Source organism: Chryseobacterium gambrini (genome assembly GCF_900156825.1).
GTDB lineage: Bacteria > Bacteroidota > Bacteroidia > Flavobacteriales > Weeksellaceae > Chryseobacterium > Chryseobacterium gambrini.
The window spans coordinates 73,604-98,485 of sequence record NZ_FTOV01000008.1 but is presented as its reverse complement, the minus strand read 5'-3'; the positions used below and the strand labels follow the sequence as shown (position 1 = coordinate 98,485).

At 37.5% G+C, this 24,882-nt stretch carries 26 protein-coding genes and 1 pseudogene; 6 read left to right on the top strand and 21 right to left on the bottom strand.

Features of this window, described 5'->3' with window-relative positions:
• Positions 1 to 11: 11 nt before the first annotated feature.
• Together BW951_RS14875 and BW951_RS14870 are read left to right on the top strand one after the other, a co-directional pair.
• A complete protein-coding gene (locus BW951_RS14875; protein ID WP_076394268.1) occupies positions 12 to 1,373 on the top strand; it encodes a RagB/SusD family nutrient uptake outer membrane protein in 1,362 nt (453 codons plus the stop codon).
• Positions 1,373 to 3,883, top strand: coding sequence for a S9 family peptidase (locus BW951_RS14870; RefSeq protein WP_084196450.1), 2,511 nt, complete (start codon positions 1,373 to 1,375; stop codon positions 3,881 to 3,883). The genes BW951_RS14875 and BW951_RS14870 overlap by 1 nt, the downstream gene beginning before the upstream one ends.
• A 17-nt stretch (positions 3,884 to 3,900) precedes the next feature.
• Here BW951_RS14870 and BW951_RS14865 read toward each other — a convergent pair whose 3' ends face one another.
• From BW951_RS14865 to BW951_RS14775, 19 genes and pseudogenes are all read right to left on the bottom strand, one after another.
• Positions 3,901 to 4,146, bottom strand: a complete 246-nt coding sequence (locus BW951_RS14865) for a DUF6520 family protein (protein ID WP_076394264.1) — start codon at positions 4,144 to 4,146, stop codon at positions 3,901 to 3,903.
• A 111-nt stretch (positions 4,147 to 4,257) separates the two neighbouring features.
• Positions 4,258 to 5,748 (bottom strand): DoxX family protein, encoded by a 1,491-nt coding sequence (locus tag BW951_RS14860; RefSeq protein ID WP_076394413.1) that lies wholly within the window; start codon positions 5,746 to 5,748, stop codon positions 4,258 to 4,260.
• 97 nt (positions 5,749 to 5,845) lie between these two features.
• The gene (locus BW951_RS14855; RefSeq protein WP_076394262.1) at positions 5,846 to 6,616 is read right to left on the bottom strand and encodes a helix-turn-helix domain-containing protein; all 771 of its coding nucleotides are present in this window, start codon (positions 6,614 to 6,616) and stop codon (positions 5,846 to 5,848) included.
• A gap of 287 nt (positions 6,617 to 6,903) precedes the next feature.
• Complete coding sequence (locus BW951_RS14850) at positions 6,904 to 7,380, bottom strand: DUF3872 domain-containing protein (protein WP_076394260.1); 477 nt, start codon at positions 7,378 to 7,380, stop codon at positions 6,904 to 6,906.
• A 12-nt stretch (positions 7,381 to 7,392) separates the two neighbouring features.
• Complete coding sequence (locus BW951_RS14845; RefSeq protein WP_076394258.1) at positions 7,393 to 7,950, bottom strand: conjugal transfer protein TraO; 558 nt, start codon at positions 7,948 to 7,950, stop codon at positions 7,393 to 7,395.
• 11 nt (positions 7,951 to 7,961) lie between these two features.
• Positions 7,962 to 8,849 carry a conjugative transposon protein TraN gene (gene traN, locus BW951_RS14840; RefSeq protein WP_076394256.1) on the bottom strand — a complete coding sequence of 296 codons (888 nt, stop codon included), beginning with the start codon at positions 8,847 to 8,849 and terminating at the stop codon, positions 7,962 to 7,964.
• Between the two features lie 14 nt (positions 8,850 to 8,863).
• Positions 8,864 to 10,213 carry a conjugative transposon protein TraM gene (gene traM / locus BW951_RS14835; RefSeq protein WP_076394254.1) on the bottom strand — a complete coding sequence of 450 codons (1,350 nt, stop codon included), beginning with the start codon at positions 10,211 to 10,213 and terminating at the stop codon, positions 8,864 to 8,866.
• Positions 10,194 to 10,481, bottom strand: coding sequence for a TraL conjugative transposon family protein (locus tag BW951_RS14830; protein ID WP_076394252.1), 288 nt, complete (start codon positions 10,479 to 10,481; stop codon positions 10,194 to 10,196). Before BW951_RS14830 ends, traM begins: the two co-directional genes overlap by 20 nt.
• Before the next feature lie 63 nt (positions 10,482 to 10,544).
• Positions 10,545 to 11,168, bottom strand: coding sequence for a conjugative transposon protein TraK (gene traK / locus BW951_RS14825; protein ID WP_076394250.1), 624 nt, complete (start codon positions 11,166 to 11,168; stop codon positions 10,545 to 10,547).
• A gap of 2 nt (positions 11,169 to 11,170) precedes the next feature.
• Entirely contained in the window at positions 11,171 to 12,190 is a 1,020-nt protein-coding gene (gene traJ / locus BW951_RS14820; RefSeq protein WP_076394248.1) for a conjugative transposon protein TraJ, read from the bottom strand.
• 15 nt (positions 12,191 to 12,205) lie between these two features.
• Positions 12,206 to 12,838, bottom strand: coding sequence for a DUF4141 domain-containing protein (locus tag BW951_RS14815; protein ID WP_076394246.1), 633 nt, complete (start codon positions 12,836 to 12,838; stop codon positions 12,206 to 12,208).
• Between the two features lie 31 nt (positions 12,839 to 12,869).
• A pseudogene (locus BW951_RS14810) lies at positions 12,870 to 15,436 on the bottom strand (TraG family conjugative transposon ATPase).
• Entirely contained in the window at positions 15,433 to 15,768 is a 336-nt protein-coding gene (locus BW951_RS14805; protein WP_076394236.1) for a DUF4133 domain-containing protein, read from the bottom strand. Before BW951_RS14805 ends, BW951_RS14810 begins: the two are co-directional and overlap by 4 nt.
• An 8-nt stretch (positions 15,769 to 15,776) precedes the next feature.
• Positions 15,777 to 16,085, bottom strand: coding sequence for a DUF4134 domain-containing protein (locus BW951_RS14800; protein ID WP_076394234.1), 309 nt, complete (start codon positions 16,083 to 16,085; stop codon positions 15,777 to 15,779).
• Positions 16,086 to 16,285: 200 nt separating this feature from the next.
• On the bottom strand, positions 16,286 to 17,077 hold the full coding sequence (locus BW951_RS14795) for a hypothetical protein (RefSeq protein WP_076394232.1): 792 nt from the start codon (positions 17,075 to 17,077) through the stop codon (positions 16,286 to 16,288).
• Between the two features lie 162 nt (positions 17,078 to 17,239).
• Complete coding sequence (locus BW951_RS14790; protein ID WP_076394230.1) at positions 17,240 to 17,857, bottom strand: hypothetical protein; 618 nt, start codon at positions 17,855 to 17,857, stop codon at positions 17,240 to 17,242.
• Between the two features lie 6 nt (positions 17,858 to 17,863).
• Positions 17,864 to 18,160 (bottom strand): DUF3408 domain-containing protein, encoded by a 297-nt coding sequence (locus tag BW951_RS14785; RefSeq protein WP_076394228.1) that lies wholly within the window; start codon positions 18,158 to 18,160, stop codon positions 17,864 to 17,866.
• A 6-nt stretch (positions 18,161 to 18,166) separates the two neighbouring features.
• The gene (locus tag BW951_RS14780; protein WP_076394226.1) at positions 18,167 to 18,568 is read right to left on the bottom strand and encodes a DUF3408 domain-containing protein; all 402 of its coding nucleotides are present in this window, start codon (positions 18,566 to 18,568) and stop codon (positions 18,167 to 18,169) included.
• Positions 18,569 to 18,579: 11 nt separating this feature from the next.
• Positions 18,580 to 19,347, bottom strand: a complete 768-nt coding sequence (locus BW951_RS14775; protein ID WP_076394224.1) for a ParA family protein — start codon at positions 19,345 to 19,347, stop codon at positions 18,580 to 18,582.
• A 673-nt stretch (positions 19,348 to 20,020) separates the two neighbouring features.
• Here BW951_RS14775 and mobA point away from each other — a divergent pair.
• Together mobA and mobB are read left to right on the top strand one after the other, a co-directional pair.
• Positions 20,021 to 20,446, top strand: a complete 426-nt coding sequence (gene mobA, locus BW951_RS14770) for a conjugal transfer protein MobA (RefSeq protein ID WP_084196455.1) — start codon at positions 20,021 to 20,023, stop codon at positions 20,444 to 20,446.
• Positions 20,446 to 21,723: a conjugal transfer protein MobB gene (mobB, locus tag BW951_RS14765; RefSeq protein ID WP_076394211.1), complete on the top strand. Its 1,278-nt coding sequence runs from the start codon at positions 20,446 to 20,448 to the stop codon at positions 21,721 to 21,723. Before mobA ends, mobB begins: the two co-directional genes overlap by 1 nt.
• Before the next feature lie 36 nt (positions 21,724 to 21,759).
• On the opposite strand, the gene BW951_RS14760 is transcribed toward mobB, so the two are convergent.
• Positions 21,760 to 22,047, bottom strand: a complete 288-nt coding sequence (locus BW951_RS14760; RefSeq protein WP_076394209.1) for a hypothetical protein — start codon at positions 22,045 to 22,047, stop codon at positions 21,760 to 21,762.
• Positions 22,048 to 22,111: 64 nt separating this feature from the next.
• On the bottom strand, positions 22,112 to 22,366 hold the full coding sequence (locus tag BW951_RS14755; protein ID WP_076394207.1) for a hypothetical protein: 255 nt from the start codon (positions 22,364 to 22,366) through the stop codon (positions 22,112 to 22,114).
• 232 nt (positions 22,367 to 22,598) lie between these two features.
• Between BW951_RS14755 and mobC the strand changes: the two genes are divergently transcribed.
• Together mobC and BW951_RS14745 are read left to right on the top strand one after the other, a co-directional pair.
• A complete protein-coding gene (gene mobC / locus BW951_RS14750) occupies positions 22,599 to 24,584 on the top strand; it encodes a conjugal transfer protein MobC (protein ID WP_076394205.1) in 1,986 nt (661 codons plus the stop codon).
• An 89-nt stretch (positions 24,585 to 24,673) separates the two neighbouring features.
• Entirely contained in the window at positions 24,674 to 24,850 is a 177-nt protein-coding gene (locus BW951_RS14745) for a histone H1 (protein ID WP_076394203.1), read from the top strand.
• Positions 24,851 to 24,882 lie beyond the last annotated feature (32 nt).

Sequence of the window (24,882 nt, the reverse complement as noted above, 5' to 3'; positions counted from 1 at the left end):
AATCTATTAAAATGAAAAAAACAAAATTTATAATAATGATGATTGTAATATTGATTACTGCATCATGCGAAAAATTAATTGAAGTTGACATTCCTGACAATCAGATCGATAGAGAGGCTGTTTTTAAAGATGTACAAACAGCTAATTCGGCATTGGCGGCGTTGTATGCTGATGTAATGAAAAACTCGCCCATCGCCGGCGCAAACCTGGAAACCAATTTAAGCGCATATACTGATGAACTAGATAATTATACAACAGCTGCATCAGACACGAGAGATATTTTTCTTAACCAGCAAATAGATACAAACAGTATTGTTTATAGTCTTTGGGCAAACTCCTATAAGCATATTTACACGGCTAATTCCATCTTGGAAGGCATCGAAGGTTCAACTGCCATAACAGCTTCAGATAAGAAATATTTAAGAGGTGAGGCACTACTGACTAGAACCATTATGTTGTTCTATCTTAACCAACTTTATGGTGATATTCCTTATCCTGAGACCACTAATTATAACATCAATAATACGATCAATAAAACCGCTTCTACAGAAGTCCTTTCAAAAATGGAAAGCGACCTGCTTGAAGTTTCTCTCCTTCTCCAAAATGATTATAGGAATGCTGAGCGTATTTATCCCAATAGAATGGTAGCAAGATTGCTTTTGGCTAAAGTTTACATGGCAAAGCAAGAGTGGGATAAAGCTGAAAGCGCGCTGAAGGAAATTACACAAAGTCCATTGTATCAAATGACGAATGACATCAATAAGGTCTTTCAAAAAACGGAAAAGCACATCTTATGGCAGTTAAAGCCTCACAACAATCAGTCCTTGCCACAAGCGTCGATATACTATTTTGTTAATGCCGCACCTTCTACATATGCATTGGCAGCAACGTTAATTAACTCATTCTCTGTCGGTGACCTGCGAAAACAGCATTGGATTGCCGCTGTTAACTTTAATGGAAACACATATTACCGAGCAGAAAAGTATAAAAACCGGGACTTTAACAACACAATGGAATATTCCATTATCTTCAGACTTGAGGAAGCTTATTTATTACTGGCTGAAACACTTGTTCAACAAAATAAATTTACAGAAGCCTTGCCATATTTAAACACTACAAGGCAGAGAGCACAGATTCCCATTTTAGCCATGCCCATATCAAAAGATTTATTAATGGATGAAATTCTGCTTGAAAATAAGAGAGAGTTTTTTACAGAAATGGGACACCGTTTTCTTGACTTAAAAAGAACCGGAAAACTGAATACCCTTCCAAATACAAAACCTAGTTGGAAAGACTACCACAAACTCTGGCCTATTCCACAAAAAGAGATTCTACTTAACGCTAACCTTAAACCCCAAAATACAGGTTACTGATGAAGAATATTTTTTTTATATTATTGTTTGCTGGATGTCTAATGATTTCGGCGCAGGGACATCATGACACCATAACAAAATGGAAAGATAAATTTGCAACACTTGGCGGTGTTCCAAAGATATCATCGAATGGAAATTGGATTGGTATTCATAAAACGAATAAAATAGATGGAAACTGCTCTTTTGTTATTAGTACAAAAGGTGCTGCAAAAACGATATACAAGATACCACATTCCAAAATAGTCTTTTTAAAAGAAGAAGGTGTATTGGCGCAGACGGGACCAAAGGTCGAATTTCTAAATCTTATCACCGGTAAGACCTATAAGTATGAGGATAATTTAAAGGCTTATATCTTAGAAAAACTTAACAGATATGCACTTTTAACCAGCGATCATCATCTTAGAATCTTTGATACCTCAGGAAAGCTGCTTTGGGATATGACGGAAGTAGATGGGGTGGTCATAACCGATTCTAAAAGTAAACTATTCATCAAAAAAGAGAATGCTGGTAGGTCGGAGATTATAGAGATCACCGGAGATAAAGAAAAAGTTATTTATTCTACACAGAACTCCATCCGGAAAATGGAATTTACTGCTTCTTTAAAACAGTTGGTCATTACAGAAACCACAACAGATCTTGACAATGACAAATTGATTGTAATAGATCCTGAAAATTCTGGTAAAAAGTTGTTGGAACTGAATCTTCCCAAGCAGGCAGAAGTTGAATTAAATGAAGTACAAGAGGGCAAAGCCTACCTTATTAGTGCAAGAGTAAAATTCACCGAAGAAAAAGACCCCATTTTAGAAATTTGGTATGGTAATGATCCTTATGTCAATGAACATTACAAAATGTTTATAAATAAAAAATTCTGGATTTGGCATACGAAGAATAGCAAGTTGCAAGAGATAGTAGTTCCGAACGATAAGGAAGTTAATTCTCTTAACAACGATCGTTATTTCCTCACCTATCCACCTCGCAAAGATCATAATTTTGTTACCAGCGAACCGGAATTAAATGCCGCTAAAATTTATGATTTGAAATCAAATACCTTGACTGACATAGGAAATTTTAAATTGGTAAAACGGTTGTCCAAAGAATGGCCCTTGTTGCTTAATCATGAAGTTTTTTGCTCAGCAGACGGAAAATGGTTTTTAGCTAGCAAAGATGGTGTCAAATGGATTTTGTACAACTCCAATGGAAAAAAAGAAACTCTGATTGACAAAACAGGATTAGAACAACCTGTATTTTCCAAAAATGGAGATTACGTCTATTTTGAAAGCAGTGATGATCTCTGGAGTTTTAATATCAAACAGAAGAAATTGACCAGTCTGAGTGTCGGAAAGGGAAAAATGACCAGGATTATAAATTATGTTTCTAAAAGAGATAACTATACAATGATTTCTTTTTTGCCTACAGAAAGAATGATAGTTGAGATATATGATAAAGAAAAAAATGTAATCTCTTACAAACTGCTTGATTCTGGAAAATGGAAACTGGTTATACCACCAATGGAAAATAGAATAACTATGAATGGTTTGATGCATAATCCTGATATGACATTCTTTTATACCATGGAAGAAAATTATAATATGCCACCAGCTCTGTACAGTTATGATACCCGAGGGCAAAAACACATGATTTTTGACGGCAATATTCAAGATAATAGGGCTAAAAAGATAAGACAGGAAATTTACGGCTATTCAGCAGTTGGAAAGAACCTTAATGGAATTTTATATTATCCAATCAACTTTGATCCGAAGGACAAATACCCGATGATAGTTCTAGTATATGATATGCAAAGAAATCTTTCCAACCATTATCTTTCGCCCAATAGAGTACTACCTGAAGGCTCTCAGATAAGAACCTTACTTGAACGGGGCTATTTTGTATACCTACCAGATACTACTGTCAGTGAAAAGGGCCCCGGGCTATCAGCGCTGGAATGTGTGAACAATGCGTTAGATGCTGTACTGAATAATACCAATATCGACCACACGAAAATTGGGCTTTGCGGGCAATCGTATGGAGGTTATAAAACCAATTTTATAGCTACGCATTCCAATCGCTTTGCTGCTTACATATCTGGTGCCGGAATTAGTAATATTATCAGTGATTTTTATTCGTATAATTATAACTTTAGAAAACCAAATTATTTTATATATAATACAGTTTATCAGATGCACACCACTGTTTCAGAAGATAAGAACAGGTATATAAAAAATAGTCCTATTTTAAATGTTGAAAAAGTAAATGCCCCGATACTATTATGGGCTGGAAAAAATGATACTACTGTACCATGGAATCAAACAATGGAGTTTTATATTGGACTCAGACGTTATCAAAAAAATGTTGTCGCACTTTTTTATCATAACGGAGACCATTCATTCCTAAATGAAACCCCTGAAGAATTAGACCTAAGTTCCAAGGTACTCGACTGGTGGGATTACTTCCTATTGAATAAAAAAGATATAACCTGGATAAATAATCAAATAAAAAAGGATGCCCAATAGGGCATCCTTCCTGCTTATTAATTACTTCTGCTAAGCGCAGTAGAACAAGTTGTCTCATTCAGTTTGAATTTGTACAATTGCGTAACTCCATCATCATTCAAAGTACAAATTACGCCAGGTGCTTCATTACATTCCTGTTGCACCTCAACACATTGACCTTCTTCTATGTGATAAGTTGGCATTGCTTTACTTACCTTACTACCTGCATAAGCACCACCAAATCCCATTGCTACAATAAGAGTTGGTAATAATAATTTTTTCATGCGATCATAATTTAATTGGTTATTGCCTAATCTGTTACAGGGTTTTCGGCTAATCCCCTATATATCCGTATCCATTGAAAATTCCCAGAATCATCAATTTCGTTTTGTTTCTTATTTAAATGCGTCCTTTCTAATCCTATAGCGTTGCAATTCGTTGTCAACAAGCACATACAAGTAAATCCCGTCGCTTATCATAGCTGACATCGCTTTACCATTTTTATTCCTTATGTAGAAACTTCCTATATACCGCTGTTCATCTGTCCTGTAGACATCAATTATAGAAGAAGTTTTCCATGAGCCCGCCGGTTCATGTTTTCCTTTTAAATTCGAACGGTTTAAAATTAAATCACCTAACAAAGCAAACCCTTTATTTACGCTGAAAGATGGCGCATTCATTTTTTTTCTTCCGTCAGACAGCTTGGTTACAGATATATTCGCGGTTTTAGTGGTATCAATCGTGTTAAGTCGCTTACGTATATTCAAGTTACTGTCCATTACGATGTATTCATTTCGATAATAATAAGTATAAACTACTTTATCTGCACCAGCTTCAACTCCTAAGATACCATCTACATCAAAAACACCGTCAATCTGTTTCTCCAGAACTGTAGGCTTTAATTCAAGCTTCGGGTTTTTGTTAAGGTCTAGCGAGGCCATCGAGTATTGCTTATCGGACCTTTTTTGTACGCGGAGTACAAATTTCCCTGAATCTAAAACCGATAGTTGATTGAAAAATGCATCCCCGTAGCTAATTGTATGTGCTATAGAATCATTAAGTTTCCCACGATAGATAATAGGTACATTACCATCATACAGATAATAGTAAGGGGACTTGACTTGAAGCTGGATATTTCTAAAGGGATAGTCTTTCTTATCCAAAGTTATCTTAACTCTTGTCAGGTTTTGGAAACCGGTATCAATCATTGCTATGAACAATGGTGTAGTCAGATTTCCGAGATAGATTTTACCCTCTGCTATTCCTGCAAAATAATAGGAATTCACACTCAAATTCACCGTTTTATCGTCAAAAATAGGATGCTGCAAGAACCGTCTTGTAAAGTTGTTTTCCTTCTTAATAATATTTTCCGAAGAGATAAACATGATAATTACAACAAGACAGCTGACAATGACCGTACTTATTGATAAAAGTATTGCGTTCCAAGTCTTCCCCTTGTTTTTTCTAACAAGAACGAAAATTCCTAGTGCAGACAAAACAACAAAACAAATATTAAAGATTAGATGCTCGGTCCAGCCTAAATTTTCAAGAATTCCTCCACAACTACAGGGGATGAAGTCACTGTAATTTAGTATAAGATAGATATAAATGGTAAAAGCACTCATTAATCCAAGGGATGCATACAACCCCGCCTGTCTGGAATCACTCAAACAGAGCATGACTGCAACAATTAATTCAATGGTAATAATTCCGTAAGATATTATCCCAGCATATGCGCTCAGAAGCGGTGATTGTGCCAATTGCACCTGAAAGTTTTCAAAATCTAATAGTTTGTTGGCGGCAGCATACATAAAAAGCAAGGCCAGCAAAATACTGACAATCTTCACAAAATGCTTCCCTATAAAATTTACAACTATCATAATCATTAGCATTGATTATGACAAATTTCGCCAATATAGGAAATTATAATACGGACAATATTGATGATAATATTTCCATTTTGAGGAAAAACATGCCAAATATTTATTTACCAACCTTAAGTTTGGCCAATCGCGGAATATCACCAAGACGAATTCCATTCCTTACAAAAACCTTGTGCATGTTCTCGTAATCAGAAAAATTGTTTTTGAATGCTATTTCCTTCAAGCTAAGGGTAGTAAAGGCGATATCACCAACAGCTTCCAACATCTTAATTTTTAACCAAAACCGATAGAAAGAATCACCAAGACATAGCTTGGAGTCGCGCTGAAAATGTTCGTAATTATAACCTTTGGATTCAATATAATTTTGAAGGGTCTGTTTAAATCCCAAATTATACGACTTTAGTAAATCCTTTATGTATGAAACATCGGATGGCACGTCTTGTAGTACATGCTTTGGGACCGATAGGTCAACAAAATGCAAGTAACCATTCCTTATGTCTTCCAAATATGCTATTCCAACCACAAGGTGCATGCTGTCCCCTTCTGTATATCTGTGATGAACTGGAAACACATCCTTAAAAGCCTGGGCTTTCCAGTTCAGCTTAGCAATAACGTCAAGCACGATAGGTTCGTAATCATTTAAATCTGTAAAATCAAAACTACATACATGCTCCTTCTTAAATGCTTCTTTTGGAATAATATCAAGCTTTTTTAAAATAGCATAAAAGCTATCCACAATACTTTGCAAACGCCCAGATAATTCCAGTTGGTCGGAGAACAAAACGGCTGGCTTCACAAAGTTTAAATTGCAAAATTTAGAGATATTTCGCCCAGCCAAATCATCCAATAATGAAATGGTGTAAAAATTCATTGTAACCTTTAATTAGTTTTCAAAGTAAGACCGATCTCAGAGCTGGCTTTGTAATAAGTTTTCGTATAGTGTAATTTACGGCCTATAGTTTTTTAAATATAATATTTTTAATCTAATAAAGAAATAACAGCCAATAAATTACCAATTAAATGCATTACCATACATTACCAATCCTTTAATTGTAACAAAAAAGGACGGCTTTAAGGCCGTCCAATCGAGCATGGGCTCATTCTGGTAGTGTAGGATTTTCGTTTTATAAAAGTAACAAACAATTACAGATTTAGAAATTATCTAATTGGACCAATAATAATAGGGCCTAGCTTCTTATTGTTAAACTGGAAAGATAGCTGCTTTTCATTACCAAAACTATCACTGATCCATACGTCAAAATTCTGTGCTACAAATGACTCAGAGGTATAATAAAGTCTGAATTCCTTTTGCATTAACGGGTAAAGATCATTTGGCAGATAAGGTTTATGATCAAAATATCTCAATGTTCCTTGTCCATCGTTCTGAAAATAGCGAATGTGATACTTATTTTCAGCATAATCCCCAATGGAGATAATCGCCATTCTAATTTCCACTGTTTCACCCAGTGCAATATCTTTTGGTACAGGCATTACCTTTACCTCAAAAGGAAAATTCTCCTGGATATCCAAATTATCTTTTGTACATCCTGACAAGGAGAGAATTCCAACAATCGCCATCAAACCCAGTACAAGCGTACCAAATGACATTTGACTAATATGCATTATATTTTTCATAACATTATTTTTTCAAAAGTTAATGCGTAATCCAATCCCTGAAAAGGGTCTGAATTGATCCAAATCTGTTCCCCAAAGCACCCTAACGCGCCCCTGCAAAAGCAAAACGATCCTATCCGACAAATAAGTTTCAAGAGATAATCTACCTGCAGTACCGAAGATGAAACCACCGTCATTCAATAACAGCGCACCGTCTGAAAGTATGCTATCACCACGATTCAAAACTTCATATCCAGCAACACCGGTCAATCCCGCATTAAGTGTGATAAACTTTCTTGCATCCGAAAGCAACTGTACACTATATCCAATCTCACCCAAATAATTTTCCAAAGGGAGCGTCCACTGCTTATAATCTGTAGTACGCCGCTGAAATTCTGCACTCCAAATCCAGTAGTTCCCTCGCCTTCCGAAGCTATTTACGGTTAAATTGACGTAGTAATTGGAACTTAAATCTTTACTTGCCAGCATTCCGACACTTACCTCTAGCGCTTTTTGTTTATAGACCATGCGTTGGGAATATCCATGAATACTTATAAGCATAAGTATCAAAACAATGATATAATTTTTCATAAGATATTTTTTTACTGACTAATTTTGATTTTCATATCCGAAACAGATTTCGCATTCACCAGATCGGAATTCTCTATTTCTAACACCTGATTTCGACCTCCATTCTTCTCATACAATCCTATCTTTAGAACCTGATCATCACTAATGGTAAATTGATCGAGAAGCACGACATTTGATGCCGATGATTCATCTGACACGATCTCCATCATCGGATATTCACGTAATGGTGCAAGCTGTTTTTCCTGCGATACTGTCCTTTTACCAACCTGTTTATCCACAATCTTGAAAGTGCAATAATCAATTAAGTAAGGAACGTTAGATTTATTCTTAACCTCCGTATGAAAGTAAAATTTACCATTGTGCACAAATATGCCCTTCAGGATAAATTGCACACCATAGGATTTAGATCCAATGTGTCTGATGTACCGTTTGTCTTGCTGATAAATGGTCTTCATCACCGTTTCTGTTAATGATGGTGGGTTAAAACCAAGTTCCTCAAACTGGACATTTTTTTGCTCGACACGTTCACCCTCTTGTTGCATTTTAAGCAGGTCATAATTTAATGTTTGCGGATAACCATTGTATGTCACATTAAAATTATAGAATTGCCCATCCTTTGTAATTACACTAAAATTAGTTTCTTCACTAAAATCCTTTACCGCAGCTTTAACACGCAGAACGTTCTGAGCATCTTCCGCTATTCCAGCAGTTAGAAACTCTGAACCCAGATCTGCATATCTTATCGCAACAGGAAAGATTAAATGAGTAGTCTTGTTGTAGGTTACCTCAAGCCTATAGGCTTCGACCCTTCCCTTTTCAAGATCAGATTGTTGTCCAAAAGTTTTTATAAATAGTCCCACCAAAAGGACTAATAAAACTGTATTCCTTATGATATTCATCTTTTTAATTTTTGTTAATTATTCTTTTTCGTAACCAGCAAGACTTGCTGGCCGGCTTTAAGGGTCACCTTGACAGTCCTTATTTTTTTTGAAAAATATCCCGAAACTCCCTGCACAAGACCGCGTGTCAGGTCCCCAACAACCTGCTGTCCTGCTGAACGCGACATGGAAATATTCATACCGGAACTTTGACTCATATTAGCAGCTATCTCCCCAGCAGCATTAATTTCGTCAGACCTTGGAACGGATAACCCTAATTGACCATTCACATCATAAGCAAGTACCTCAACAGGCAGGATATTCCCCTTTACCTCAACTGATGAAACTTTTAACTGTAACCTATTCCCCTGAAATTTTGTACCAGCCTCCAGTTCCGTCCCTTTGGGAACGCTGTAGCCTGCAATCGTTGCATCTTCCAATAATCTCAGTTTTACAGAGCCATCCGCAGTAACAGTTTTAGTTTCCATAATTATAGCGCGTATACTATTTCTTGCAATCCCCTTTTTTTCTCTTGCCCCTACCGTTAAAAAGGAATGATTCCTTTCTCCTTCCAGGCTTGCCAGGAAAGTGCTGTCATCTTGTTCGCGATATAAAGCGCTCACTATACTTTTACGTACTCCCTTTAAACTCTCCGTTTTTTCGGTTTTACTTTGAATTTTATGATTTGTACCATTTGCTGAATCTGTAATAGTTGTTGAAGCTGTCATATCCGTTCCTTGAGTTCCACTAGGAAGATATTTTGACGCCATTTGATATGATTTTTCCATTAAAGTTAGCTGGTCATTCAAGGTAGGAGCAGCCGGAACATCCTTTGCAGAAAGCTTCTCTTGCAATTGATCAACTTTCCTGCGCAATTCCAATTTCTCCCTGTCATCATCTTGATAAAAGGAACTCAGCGTACTTTGCGCATTTCTGTAGCTCGTTAACGAATTATTTTGGTAACCTGGGTTTCCATAATTTCCAGATGTATTTCCAACACTTGCGGTAGAAGCAGGAAATTCTGCTGTAGTACTATCGCCGTTGTTATTCCAATAATCAGCCAGTGATTGCAATGAACTTCTTTTTTCAGCTTCCTTTTCATCCAACATCTCTTTCTCGTATGCCTTTTGTTTGTCCGCCTGCAAACCTTTGTCCGTAGCTTCGGGAACAACATTTTTTAATCCCTTTTCATCTATTGCGCTACCAGAGCTTTTCGGCTTAAATATCAAATACAGGCACGCAATAAAGACAATTCCCAGGAGCCCAAAAATCAACGGTTTTTTGAGCTTGTCAACTTTTGATTTGCTCTCGGTTAAACTGGAATTATCACCCCCAGTTTCATCATCGACGATTAAACTTATCCGTTTATTTTCTTTCTCTTCCATTTCTATATTTTTTATAGTTAATTATGGTAGAATCCTTCCTCGCTGATGAGCCTTCACTAATGGAGGGAGATTCTATATGGCTTATCTCCATTTGCCGATCCTCTTTGCCCAGATCATAACATACCTTGACAAGCACACCAACCCCCATTGTGAGGTAAAAAGCAAAAAGAATAATGACATATCTGCACTGGGTCTTCAGCGGTAATGCCTGCCACCTATTATCGAGTTTTTCTAACTCGGTTTCGATTGTATTTCTAAAATTTTTCATACTAGTTTTTTAGCTATAATGAACCTTTGTTATGCAGTTTTTTCATTCGTTAACAACTTATTTCTACCGCTCAACAACCTCCTCGTCCTTATTTACTAATACACCGAATTTCAAAATCTGAAATCCCTGTGGGTTATTATCTGATTTCACACTGTTCAAGAGTGTACAGGAAGTGACCAAACTTCGCCTCGTCAGATTACTAGATCTGATAATGAACTGCTTGGCATAGGTAGTTACAGCATAGGGGTAAGAATTAAAATTGCATACAACGCTATCAACCTCAATTCGTTGCTGCACATTACCAGAGATAATCCTATTATAGTATCCCTTCTCTGAAAGATCATGGTAGTAGTCGTAGGCACTTTTATCTGCCAGATCAAATGCGCGTTTCATATTACTTTCAATAGCCGCTTTGTCCGGAGCAAGCGTAAAAAACAGCTCGTGAAATCTACGCACATGCTCTCTGGCCATAACCGGCCTATTAATGGCAGCGTCCTGAGATAAAGCCAACATTAGCGATTTACCTTGATCCAAAACATAAATCTTTTCCCGTTGTACATTTGCAAAAGAATAGGATTTCCAGACTGAAAATCCAGTCACTCCAAAGCAAAGCAATGCAAAAACAATAGCGTATAGCCGGATCTGTCTAAAGCTATTCTCTATATTTCTTAAAGTTTTAAACTCCATAACTATTTCGTTTTTTGCCCACCTTGATTATTACCCATAAGCTGACCTCCTACTTCGCCGATGGCAGCTCCAGCACCAGCAGCTGCGACATTTCCGCTACGCATAGCCATCTGACTAACATTTCTGGTAAAATTCCCAGCGCCACCAGCCTGAATAATCCATCCCGTTACCGTAGGTATGGTGAAGTAACCAACAATTCCAATGATCATGAATATCACATATACGGTGTTACTGGTGTCGGGAATAAATGTTGGATCATTGAGCATTTCAATATCCCGCTCTAATATTAAAGACTGGATTTTCGCAAGCATTGCACTGAACATATCCGCCACAGGAAGCCATAGGTAAACACTTATATACCTTGTCAGCCACTGGCTTAACGTACTTTGAAAGCCGTCCCATACGCTGATCGCAAATGCTATGGGGCCTAAAATCGACAGCACGATCAGAAAAAATGTTCGAATTGTATCGACAACCAAAGCAGCTGCCTGAAAGAGAATTTCCAGCAGTTCCCGAAGCCACTTTTTTGTTGCCTGCTCCATATTATAAGCCGTGCGATCCATATACATTCCCGCCATCGTAACCAGATCATTTGGCGCCCATCCCAACTCTTCCAGTTTTTTGTCGAATTCCTCGTTATTGACCAGATAGGCTGTTTCTGGATTTCTCAGTGTTGCTTCCTTTTCCAATAGGTCTTTCTGCTCCTGTAACTTATTGAGGTCAAGCACCTGATCGTCCAGCATACTATGTGTTCCTTGAACAACCGGGCTTAAAACTGCATTAATAGTTCCCAGTACGATGGTTGGAAAAAACATGATGCAGATTCCAATCGCAAACGGTCGCAGTAAAGGGAAAACATCGATAGGTTCAGCTCTGCTCAATGCCTGCCACACTTTTAGTGCTACATAGAACAATGCACCCAATCCGGCAACACCTTTGGCAACAGTTGCCATTGTAGCAGACATCGGAAGCATCTCATCGTAGAGCCCCCGAAGGAGCTCATGTAGATTATTAAATTCCATAATTTTTCTTCTGATTTACCAATACTTTTGTCCATCTGTTCCATATAATTCCATTACCCTTTTGGTATTGTTTTGCTTCTTTGCACGAAGAATACTGACAGAAATATTTTTACTCGTATAGTATCGAACAAGGCTGTGGTATTCTTTGACCTCCTTATATACGCGGTCGATAATTTCCATTCGTTCCTTATCATTCAATGAAAGACTGCTGGAAGTAACGATCTGCTTGAGATCCTTAAGCAGATCAGTACTCTCATTTAACAGTGCAGAATAGCCGTTACCGATAGCCATAAGTTCATTCGGAGAAAAATTCTTGTCATTCAACATTTTCCCAAAATTGTTTACATACATGGAACTGACATCTCCGACCAACAATACCGTCTGCTGCACCTTCCTGGCATCTTTGACTAAATTGTTTACGGCCTTTAGCTTATCATAGTATTCCTTCCCCTGCTCGTAAACTTTCTTGACTTCGTTAAAATTTTTCACAACATTTGATACCGTACTAGAGGTCTGTACAATTTCATTGGCGGAATTTAAAATTCCCGAAGCAAGATTTGTCGGGTCGGTTACGACCCACTGTGCTTGTACTTTTTGGGTAATGGATACTGTTAACACCATTACTACGGTGATAATAAAATTTTTCATTTTCTAAATTTTTAGGATTGTTATTAAATAGTTAATTGTCTTCTCTCGACAGTCCCTTGATCCTTCGTAAGGATATTTTCTTGATTGCTCCCTCAACATCGCCACCCATTTCCTGCGCAAGATTCATCACTTCTAATTTTTCAGATTCTTCAGTTGTATACGCCAAATACTCGTGGTGGCTAACTTCTGTGGCATATACTGCGGAATGCGTTCCACCTAAACCGATCCAAACTTCTTTGTAGAGGCGTGTGGGGTCATTATCCTGATTAATACTTAAAATCTGAGATTTTTCGCGTTCGGTCAGCCCCAGCATTTTTTGAATATCATCAAACTTATTAGCGTACTTTCGTTGATCGAGCAGTATCTTGCAGTCTGAATTATTAATAATACTTTCACGTACAATCGGTGAATGAATAATGTCGTCCACTTCCTGGGTTACCACTACGGCTTCGCCAAAAAACTTCCTAACCGTTTTAAAGAGATACTTTAAATATTCCGCCATTCCTTCCTTCGCAATGGCCTTCCAGGCTTCTTCAATTAGTATCATTTTACGAACACCTTTTAACCTACGCATCTTATTTATAAAGGTTTCCATTATGATTATTGTCACAACAGGAAATAGAATTTTATGATCTTTTATTGCATCAATTTCAAAAACAATAAATCTCTTATTAAGCAAATCAAGCTCTTTTTCTGAGTTTAGTAAATAGTCATATTCTCCACCTTTGTAATATGGTTCCAGCACATTTAGAAAATTTGCCAGGTCGAAATCTTTTTCGCGGACTTCCTTTTCCTGAAGGACCCTTCTATAATCTCCTTTCACATATTCATAAAAGCCATTAAAACTTGGTTGAACAGAGGATGATTTTATTTGCTCGATGTATCCCGCAACCGCATTTGACAAAGCCACCTCTTCACTACGCCTCGGCGCTTCGTCATCACGTTTCCAAAGGGTAAGGATAAGCGTCTTGATGCTCTCTCTTTTTTCGATGTCAAACACATTATCGTCCGTGAAGAAAGGGTTGAACGCAATCGGATTATCTTCGGTGTAAGTAAAATAAACGCCATCACCGCCTTTCGTTTTTCCTTTGATAAGCTCACATAAACCCTGATAAGAATTTCCAGTGTCCACTAAAAGTACATGCGTCCCTTGTTCATAATACTGTCTCACCATGTGGTTGGTGAAGAATGATTTTCCACTTCCATTTTTTTGGAGGGTTGGCGGGCTACTCAATTAAGGGTAGCCCGCCAACCCCCAGATGGCCCCAGAATGAAACGGTTTCTATTGGTAATAATACCTTTTTTCATAGGCAAGTCCGAAATATCCAAATGAATTGGCTTACCAGTCAGCCTATCTGCGAGTTTGATCCCAAATGGCGACAATGAATCCTTATAGTTCGTTTCCTCTGTAAAAAAGCAAAGAGCTGGTTCAATGAAGGTGTAAAAGGATTCTTCAGAGGGGAAGTCACCTGCGTTGCCGGGTATCCCCGCCCAAAATAATGTGGCAGCGTCAACTGTGTTGTGACGTGGTTTACATTCCATCAATGCCAGGGCACTTCCTACATCGTTCTTTATTTGTCGTAATTCTTCTCGATCTTCAGACCAGGCAAATACATTGAAATGCGCCCGAATAGAAGGAGACCCATGAGAATGTGCCTCATTCAAATACCTTTCGATCCATTCCCTATTTATCTGATTGGCACGGCTATATCTTGCGAGTGAATGCATATTACGGGCAGATTTTTCGAACTTTCGTAAGTTATCGGAACTATTGTCAATGAAGAGGTATTGATTATAAATGTGATTACAGCTCAACATTAGACCAACCGGGGAGGCAAAGGATAACATACAGTCACTTCTGTCGGTCGATAATCTGTCATAGCGTTGCGATTCAGAAACGGCACCGGGTAGATCATCGGTATCTGAAAGAGCATGCAATACCATTCGGTTGCTTCCAATTCTTAGTTCCTCGGCACCGAGTGCCAGATCTTCTAAGGGTACATCTTTTTCGCGTGATAGTGTGAAATACTGATCCAATAATCCACGACCATCTTTAGTACCGATAATGTCAGACTCTTCGAGCTGATTCATTTTGATGTATCCACTGTCATTGATGATACGCTGGAATTGCGCAACGTTCTCTACAAATCGTCGCATACCTTCCCTATCTCTTACCTCCTTTGAGATTAAGTTTCCCTTACAAAGACTACTGAAATTGCTTTGCATGCGCATCCTATCTTTAGTAGTTTTGGTTATAAAAACATAGCAGTAGTGATTTAAAAAAGGGCGTTCGTTAAAATGCATTTGAAAGGAGCGCGATAAAAAACTGTGCTCAGCATTTTCTAAGTCGGGTCTATATTTTTCTTTTAAGTACCAATCCTGCTTATGCACAATGGTAAAATCAGGAAGTGTTTTTACAGCCTTGCTCCATGTAGAATGAATAGATTCGTAAACATCTGCTCCTACGGTGAAGAGCTCAGGAAGAAAAATTTGAAAACATAGCGTGATATCTCCTTCCTTTGAGATGATGCAATTATTTTCTACTGCCAGCAATGGAAATCTACTTTCCAAGGTGGTCGTTTTGGATATGTTTCTCATAAAATTTGTTTTTTGGTGGTGAGATTTCTTTTTAAATACCTATGGACTGGTTTACGGCAAATAATGTATCGGGGATGCACCCTTCTTGCACCAAGTTTCATTAGCCCATGCTCACCATATTTTGCATTAAGTGCGAAAGTTTTCCAGATTATAATTGATGCAGCACCGATTCCGAAACTCAAACAGATGTACGTATGAATTCCAGCCATATACATGATCATCACAAGAATGAGAACTGTAAGCAGTCCACCGGCGAAAACAAAAAGATATTGAGCTTTCAAACCTTTGAATTCAACCGTCCTTCCTATTCCTTTATTGATATGATACTTCATAGTCAATTTTATAGAAAGAATGAACGCAGTATTGTTGCTGCCACAATGAGGAAAATACAAGCTCCGAACCAGCTCGCCGCTGTTTTACTCGTGTCAGGGTCTCCAGAAGAAAACTTGTTGTACACTTTCACCCCTCCAATCAGTCCCACGACAGCACCGATCGCATAGATCAGCTTGGTTGCAGGATCAAAATAGCTGGTTACCATTTGGGTTGCTTCTGAGATACCTGCTACACCATTTCCTTGGGCTAGGAGCACACTTTGGAAGGAAAGGCAAATAGCAAATACTAACAGAATTTTTAGTCTTCGATTTTTCATGTTTCATTACATTTTTTGTTCGTAATCCCCGTCTGTGCGGGCTTGGAAACAAAGGTGTCACCGGAATGAAATGAAATTGGGAAGAGTGGTATAGAGCGGACTAAATTGGCCTAAGGTTTCCTAATTGGGCATATTTTGGGACAAAAAAACCGCCAAAGTACTCAACTTTGACGGCTCCTTATTGTTACCCATCTATATAATTATAGCTTTGGTCCTCTTTTGTTTTTGAAAGAATTTTCCTGTGCTTTGACGGCTTTCTGGATAGGTTTCTTTAATCTATTTTCAGTAATAAGATCATCTATCCCCGTTTGTTTCCAGGGAATGATCTTAGCATCAAATTCGAGCGTCAATCCAACCCACTTTAGATCATCTGTTTCAGGCCATCCGTTTCGCCTGTTCCAGCCGACAGGATCGAGTACCTTCACATCTGGAATTTCAACAAATAACAGATCCTTTGGATATTCAGTAATATTCTCATAGTCCAGTTTTGCAATTTCATGCGTTCGCGGATTATAGGGAAATGCATAAGTGTTGGTTTCCACAACATAATAATCGTCAAGGTCGTCAAAACGGATTCCCATTGTTGAAAAATCATCTTTGGGCCTTAATAGATCTATTCGCGCATCTGCATAGAAAATACTATCGCCAATTGTAATAGTTGGAAGTTGACCGGAAGAAATTCGATTTTTAAGCAAGCCCTGATCTACCATAACCTCAAAATCACTTGCCCCCTTAATTTCTTCCAGGGACTTATTGTATTTTAAAGCCATACCACTCGGATCTAAAGTCATTAACGGGGGCAGATTGACCTTGACGCATCTACCGGTAGATTCCTCGTAGTGCTCAAATGTGTAACCGTCTTTCCCAAGATCGTCCATTTGCCATAACAAATAGATATTTTTTGGATCTGATTTTTCCCATACATTGTTGTTCTGAACATCAATGATAAACTCAAAATTTTCCCATTTAAATACTGGCAAGTTTGTTTCCATAACATTTTGATTTTAGTTTTTCTTAATTCCAAGACTGCTAAAATCTGCGGAAACAGGAAAAGGATGAGCAGAATGAGATAATGAAATACTAATTATTCCTATAGTGTCCCATTACTGCATTGTTTTTCGTCAAGCTCTACCTTCCAATCGAAATTGACCCACTCATAAAAAATTACCAATGTCAAAATCGTCCAAGTTGCCTTCAGATGGCGCCAGATCGTTCAAGTTCTTGCTATCTAAAGTTTTATCAAGTAAGATTGCTACCCTTTGGGAAGCACCTTCAATTGTATTCTCTAAAACATTGTATAAATCCGTCCCCTGTATTTTTTGCATAACATCAATTACCTTATTTTGCTGCTCCGATCCGAGATCATTTTGCTGGAGAAGTTTTCCTACCGTCAACAACTCTTCAAGAGAAACACCCTGACTGAATCTTTCATCATAAGGTGGAAATTCATCCTCCAACCATTCTTCATCCTCGATCGTATCAATAGGTAGTTCACTCTCCAGTTGTGGCTTTAATGGATTTTCCAAAACTTTGTTAGGTTGATCAAATTCATTATTTTTAGGTTTTATCAATGGCCTACCGCTAATTCTTTCTTCTCTTAAGCTATGATCTGCGTCCTTATGGGTTTTGCCCATAACGTCGGGTAATTGGGAAGAAACCGCCTTCGGTTCCGGTGTTTCCACGGACTTAACTATTTTAACCTTATCAATAGCAAGCAAAACGATAATTGTAAAAAGGCAGAACAGGATCACAATTTGTATTACAGCTTCCATAACAAATCAAAAAATAGGTTTACAGTTAGCTTCAAATTCCTCAATTATCATCGACTCAAATAGGTCAAAAAGATGTGAAAGTATATTGTCGAGGTAGCTGTGGAGGGGGATCTTATCTCCGCTAATGATTTGGGCAATCCGGGATAAACGTTGGTCGTACTCTTCCCGCAAATAGATACTTTTTTCACCTCTTTTTTCCATATTTTTTTTGTTCAGGAACAACTTTTCATATGTTCCCTTAGCAATTCCTGTTTCTTGATTTACCTTAATGGTAACTTCAACTTTGTTTTGTGTCTTTTTCATTGTCAATTATATTATCGGTTTAAAGCGGTCATTGAAGTAATCAGTGATGTCACCTCCAAATTCCCTGAAATGATATTCCAAAATATTGTCGATGTAAGAGTACAGCGTTACTTTATCTTCCCTTGTCAATTGTACGATCCGTAGCAAACGTTCATGGAATTCCGATCGAATGTATACAACCTTACCACTTCTTCCCGAAGGAAAACGGTTGACCAGAAACGTTTCTTCATAATCAACTTTCTTAGCTAATGATGACTTTGCCCGTTCGCGGGGTTTGCTCTCTTTTTGTTCATCCTGTTTATCGATAATCTTATCTGGTGCCGGCTCATCCCCACTCATAATCTGCATAAGATAATCTTCATCGACGACAGGTCTGTCAAAATCTTTTCGTTCCTTTCCTCTTGCCATTTCTTTAAAATTTATAAGTGAATGATCTTTAGAAACTCCGTTATAAACAGGTCAAAGCGAGTAACCTTCAATAGCTGCAATTCAGCTGGTAGCAGACTGGATCGAAAAACGTAATTAATCGTATCATCCGTCTCTTTTCTAAACCGCTTACTATCCCGAATACCTGTTTTCATCATAAGTAGACCAAGCTCCTCGATCACCTCTTGGTATGCATTGTAGAGACCAGTCTTTTCACGACCGTCAACCTGGTTCCAAAACAGCCAGAGGGCTAGCCCTTCGTTCTCATCATCTGAGGGAGGAAGCTGAAGAAAGGCCTTACTGAACGAAAGTGTACTCTCCACGACCAGACGATCAGCAGTAATCGGAGAAAAAATAAAATCCATCGACTTTAACGCGGTTAACACGCCTTTAGTATTGGCTGTACCCGGTAAATCAAAGAATACAATATCTGGCTCAACAGAAAGCTGACTTATATTCTCTAAAGCTGCTTCCAGAGCTGTATCCGCCTTACTCTTTATAATCGGGTACGCTTTCTTATTAATGGTCTGGAACTGCTTCATAGCTGCCTTCTTGTGATATTCACTTTTCATGATACTTACTTTATCTCTTTCTCGCATATTACTCAGACTATGCTGTGGGAAGTCACAGTCCATAACCATAACATTAAAACCTAATCGATAATGCAGGACACTTGCCAACAAAGTTGTGATTGTGGACTTCCCTACCCCTCCTTTTTGAGTATAAATGCTGACCTTTAAAGTTTTCTTCGTTTTTTCCATTGCTTATATATTATTAATCATTTTACCATTTAACCCCCAAAGCGGGAACACAGAAATATATTTTACCTTTTAACTTCTAAAATGGTTATTTACAAAACCTTAGACATAATTTGTTCTATTACCTTTTGTATTATTACCAAGTAGAAAATATGACCATAAATGAAAATGTAAAACCATTCACACGTAGATGCATAAGACATTTTGCCAACTTTACCGCTTTTATGCTTTTACACTTTTATGTTTTTAAAACCTAATACTTTTATTACCTACTTATTGACATATTACTTTACTGACCAAAATGCAGTTTTACCAATCTTCCCCAATTGCTGTAAAGGAAAACAGTTTTACTAGACATTTTAGCTACCATGAGCATACTAACCTATCTTTTCCGAAATTGACTTAATCCATTTAGGATTAACATCCAGTGTAATATTTTTTTTATTTCTGTTCCCGTGAACAGAGCAAGTTGTGTTTTGAGTGCCTCAAAACTCGTTTTGTGCCCCAAAACGACTTGCTCCTGCCGAGAGCTTAGCACATCCTCCGAAGTCGGATGTACTATTTAATTTTTTTATTAGGTATAGTTTTCTTTTCGGCTATTAAACGCCGACTTAGGAAAGAATAAGCAAAAACCCAGTTTGCTATTCTAAAATCAGATATGTTTTGGCAAAAAGATATGAAAGCTCAACACAAAGGCGGGAGAAATCCAAAAATAAACAGGGCGATACACCGCTATGTATTCCGATTGACAGATGCAGAAAACACTAAGTTTTTATCACTTTTCGAGCAGAGTGGACTGGATACAAAAGCAAAGTTTATTGTATCATTATTATTTGAGAGACGCATAAAATCAATTAAAATAGATGCTGGCGCAAACGAATACACAACAAAATTATCGCATTTCTTCGCACAATTCAGAGCCATCGGCGTAAATTATAACCAGGTTGTTAAGGTGCTACATACAAACTTCAGTGATAAAAAAACGATACTATATGTTGGTAAATTGGAAAAACACACCCTTGAATTAGCCAATTTATGTAAGGAAATACTGATTCTCACCAAACAGTTTGAAACAGAGTACCTGCTAAAAAAAGAAAATTAATGGTCGCAAAAATCGGAAGAGGAACTAATATATATGGAGCTTTACTGTACAACCACAGCAAAGTTCTCAATAATAATGGCGAGATTTTGCACCTTCATCATATGAAGGAAACTGCTGACGGAAATTATACGGCAATGCAACTCTTAACTTCTTTTGCCCCTTATTTACTGGCAAATAAAAACACCGAAAAAACAGCGCTTCATATTTCACTTAATCCAGATCCAAACGATAGTATTTCTGATGAGGACTATATAAAGATTGCTGAGGAATACATGCAAAAATTGGGCTATGGCGAACAACCTTATGTCGTCTTCAAGCATACTGACATCGAACGTACGCATATACACATTGTATCAACAACAGTTGATTGTAAGGGTATTAAAATTCCGGATTCATTTGAAAAGAAAAAATCAATGGATATCTGTAGAGAACTCGAAACAAAGTTTAACCTATCGCCTGCACCTGAAAAGCAGTTCTTTGAGTCCAGCATCCCATTAAATCCTGTGAATTTTGCCACAGGAAATATCAAAGCTCAGATCGCATCTATTGTTCGTCATCTTCCAAAATATTACCAATTCCAGAGCCTGGGCAGTTACAACGCATTGTTGTCGCTTTTTAATATAACGTCTGAGCACATCAAAAAGGAATATCGAGGGGAAATCAAAGAGGGATTGGTTTATTTCGCTACAAATGAAAATGGGAATAAAGTAAGCAATCCCTTTAAATCTTCATTGTTTGGTAAACAGGCAGGACTACAAGAACTCAGGGCTCATTTTGATAAAAGTAGAGCGAACAGCGCATCAGCTAAATCTTCCATTATAGAAGTAATCCAGCAGGCAATGCAGCTAAATTCCAACGAAATGACTTTTAAGGACTATTTGATCCAGCATGGCATTAATACTGTTATCAGGAGAAATGAGCAAGAAAGAATTTACGGCATTACCTTCATAGACCATAATACAAGGAATGTGTTTAACGGTTCCCAACTAGGAAAGCAACTCTCAGCGAATGTCTTTCAAGAACTATTTTCTAGTCACGACTTAAAACTGAACCAAAATAAAATAGTACAGCCAATTATTATTAATCAGACAAATTCAACTAATAATACAACCACATCTGATCACTTACATCCGTTTTTTGATTTTATGGTAAATCTTTCTAACATTGATGGTTTTGGGTTCCTCGAATCACTACTCACTGGCACATTTGCCGAAGATCCCGAAGAGCAAGCCTTTGAATATCAGATGAAGAAAAAACGAAAAAAACGTCCCACCTGATAATCGCCAACAAAAGCGTCAGAAAGATGGTACAGCCTACAAAAAACCGTAAGTGGCCTGCACTTCTTGAATAAGGTCTTCTAATCTCTCTGCCATATATGAACTTTTATAGACGCGATCCTGCCATATTTCAACGCACCAATATCCCAGTTCATCATTCCACCATACAAGCCCGTGAAAATTACTGGCCGTACATTCAGCACAGTAATTCTTTCCCTGTATCCAAAATGCCACATTATGATCCACCTCATTATCAAAATTTGAAAAGACCGCCCCTTTTGGATATATAACAAACTTTTTAGGTATCCTCAAATCTACTTTCATAAATGACCTATAATTTATATTGATTGAATTCCCAAAAATGTAGACGATTAGGCTAACTTGGATATCATAACCTATAACGAAGAGCTATTTGGCGCCAGATGTCTTCTGCCAGATCGTTATCTTCGCCATGTGCAAAATGCCATTTTCCATCTCGCTTAATAAGAGTCTGAACCAGCCCATCTAATAAAACGGAAAATTCTTCTTGGTCCTTCGTTAAATCTTTTTTCAATAAAACAATCTGGAAATCACGGGTTTTAAATGTAATTCTAAAAGTCTGCTTATTAAAATGTTCTTCATATTGTCCGATTGTATCCAGCATGATAATATATTTACTTTCGAAATTCTTTTTAATAATATGAATTTTATCTCAAAATAGAAATTCTCTGAAAATATTCCAATTTTAAAAACCCACATTTCACACCAATTTTTCGTGTCTCTAAAAACTGGTTTTTACCCTTGATATAAGACATTACAGGACAACTTATACCGCTTGGAACAACTTCCCAAATTTTCATCCGCTGAGATAATATCTATGGTGAAAATTTTCACTTATGCAAGAAGACGATTTGCGAGGATTAGCCAAAATTATGGCCTTTATGCGTGCAGTTAGTATCCTATTGGTACTTATGAATTTCTACTGGTTCTGTTATTCTTTTTTCTACGACCAGGGATGGACACTTGAGGTTCTGGAAAGGATATTAAAGAACTTTCAAAGGACAGCCGGCCTGTTCGACAATTCGCTATATAGTAAAGTATTTGCGTTGATCTTATTGGCGCTCAGTTGCCTTGGGACCAAAGGTGTAAAAAATGAAAAAATTAAATGGAAAAACATTTACATATGCCTGATATCCGGTTCAGTTCTTTTTCTTTTAAATTTTCCGCTCCTTAAAATTTCAAATCCACTTTATATACTTACTACTTCAGCGGGATTTATCCTGCTGATGGTAGCTGGCTTATGGATGAGCAGGCTACTAAAAAACAGGTTAATGGACGACCCTTTCAACAACGAAAATGAAAGTTTCATGCAGGAAAGCCGTCTTATCGAAAATGAATACTCCATTAATCTACCTACACAATTCTATTATCAAGGAAAATGGAACGATGGATGGATAAATGTTGTTAATCCTTTCCGTGCTGCAATAGTCGCCGGTACTCCAGGATCAGGAAAAAGTTATGCTATTATAAACAATTATATCAAGCAGCACATTGAGAAAGGATTCTCTATGTATGTATTCGATTTCAAATTCGACGATCTTTCATTAATCGTTTATAACCATTTGTTGAAACATTATGATAAGTATAACGTTAAACCACAGTTTTACGTCTTAAACTTTGATGATCCCCGTCGCAGTCATCGATGTAATCCTTTAAGCCCCTCATTTTTGAGTGATATTTCCGATGCGTACGAATCTGCCTATACGATAATGTTAAATTTAAACAGGACATGGATTCAGAAACAGGGAGATTTTTTTGTAGAATCACCCATCATTCTGCTCGCCTCCATTATTTGGTTCCTCAAGATATATCAAAACGGTATTTATTGTACGTTTCCCCATGCCATTGAACTTCTAAATAAGAAATACTCCGATCTATTTACGATTCTGACAAGCTATCCAGAACTTGAGAACTACTTAAGCCCTTTTTTGGATGCGTGGGAAGGTGGAGCACAAGACCAGCTACAGGGTCAGATCGCATCCGCAAAAATACCATTATCAAGAATCATATCTCCAAAATTATACTGGGTAATGACCGGGAATGATTTTTCACTTGACATCAATAATCCAAATGAACCCAAGATCTTATGTGTTGGTAGTAACCCGGACAGACAAAATATATATTCCGCTGCGCTAGGACTTTATAATTCAAGAATTGTTCGTCTAATCAATAAAAAAAAGCAGCTAAAGTGCTCGCTGATTATCGATGAGCTACCCCAAATTTATTTTCGAGGCTTGGACAACTTGATAGCCTCCGCCAGGAGTAATTTAATATCCGTATGCTTGGGATTGCAAGACTTTTCAATGTTAACGCGAGATTATGGCGATAAAGAATCTAAAGTAATCCAAAATATAGTAGGTAATATTTTTGCGGGACAAGTGGTTGGCGACACTGCAAAAACATTATCAGAAAGGTTCGGGAAAATTGTACAAAAAAGACAATCCATTAGTATCAACAGAAATGATACCAGCTCTTCCATCTCCACACAGCTCGATAGCCTGATTCCTGCATCAAAGATCTCAACCTTATCACAGGGGATGTTTGTTGGAGCCGTAGCTGACAATTTTGGTGAAAAAATAGAACAAAAGATATTCCATGCCCAGATCGTTGTAGATACCGAGAAGGTCGCCAACGAGACCAAGAATTATCAACCCATTCCGCAGATACGTTCTTTCCTATCCGAATCTGGTGAAGATAATATGGAACAGGAAATTAACGAAAATTATAAACAGATTAAACAGGATGTCACTGTTATTATAGAGAAAGAAATGTCACGTATACAGAATGATCCTGATCTTGCTCATCTGATCCGACCGGATTAATTTTGCTGTTTGAAGGCAAGTACATGTGTTTTTTTGGTTTAAAATTAATAAAAGTCTATTTTTGCTCTGAAAAATTATTCTACTTGAACATGAAAGAACTTATCGAAAAAATTAACGTTGCTGTAGAAGCATTCAAAACTGATGCGGAATTACAAGCCGAAAAAGGAAACAAAGCTGCAGGAACAAGAGCTCGCAAAGCATCTCTAGAACTTGAAAAACTTTTTAAGGAGTTTAGAAAAACGTCTGTGGAAGCTTCTAAAGCCTAAAATCCAGCCCCTCCATACATCATATGAAGGGG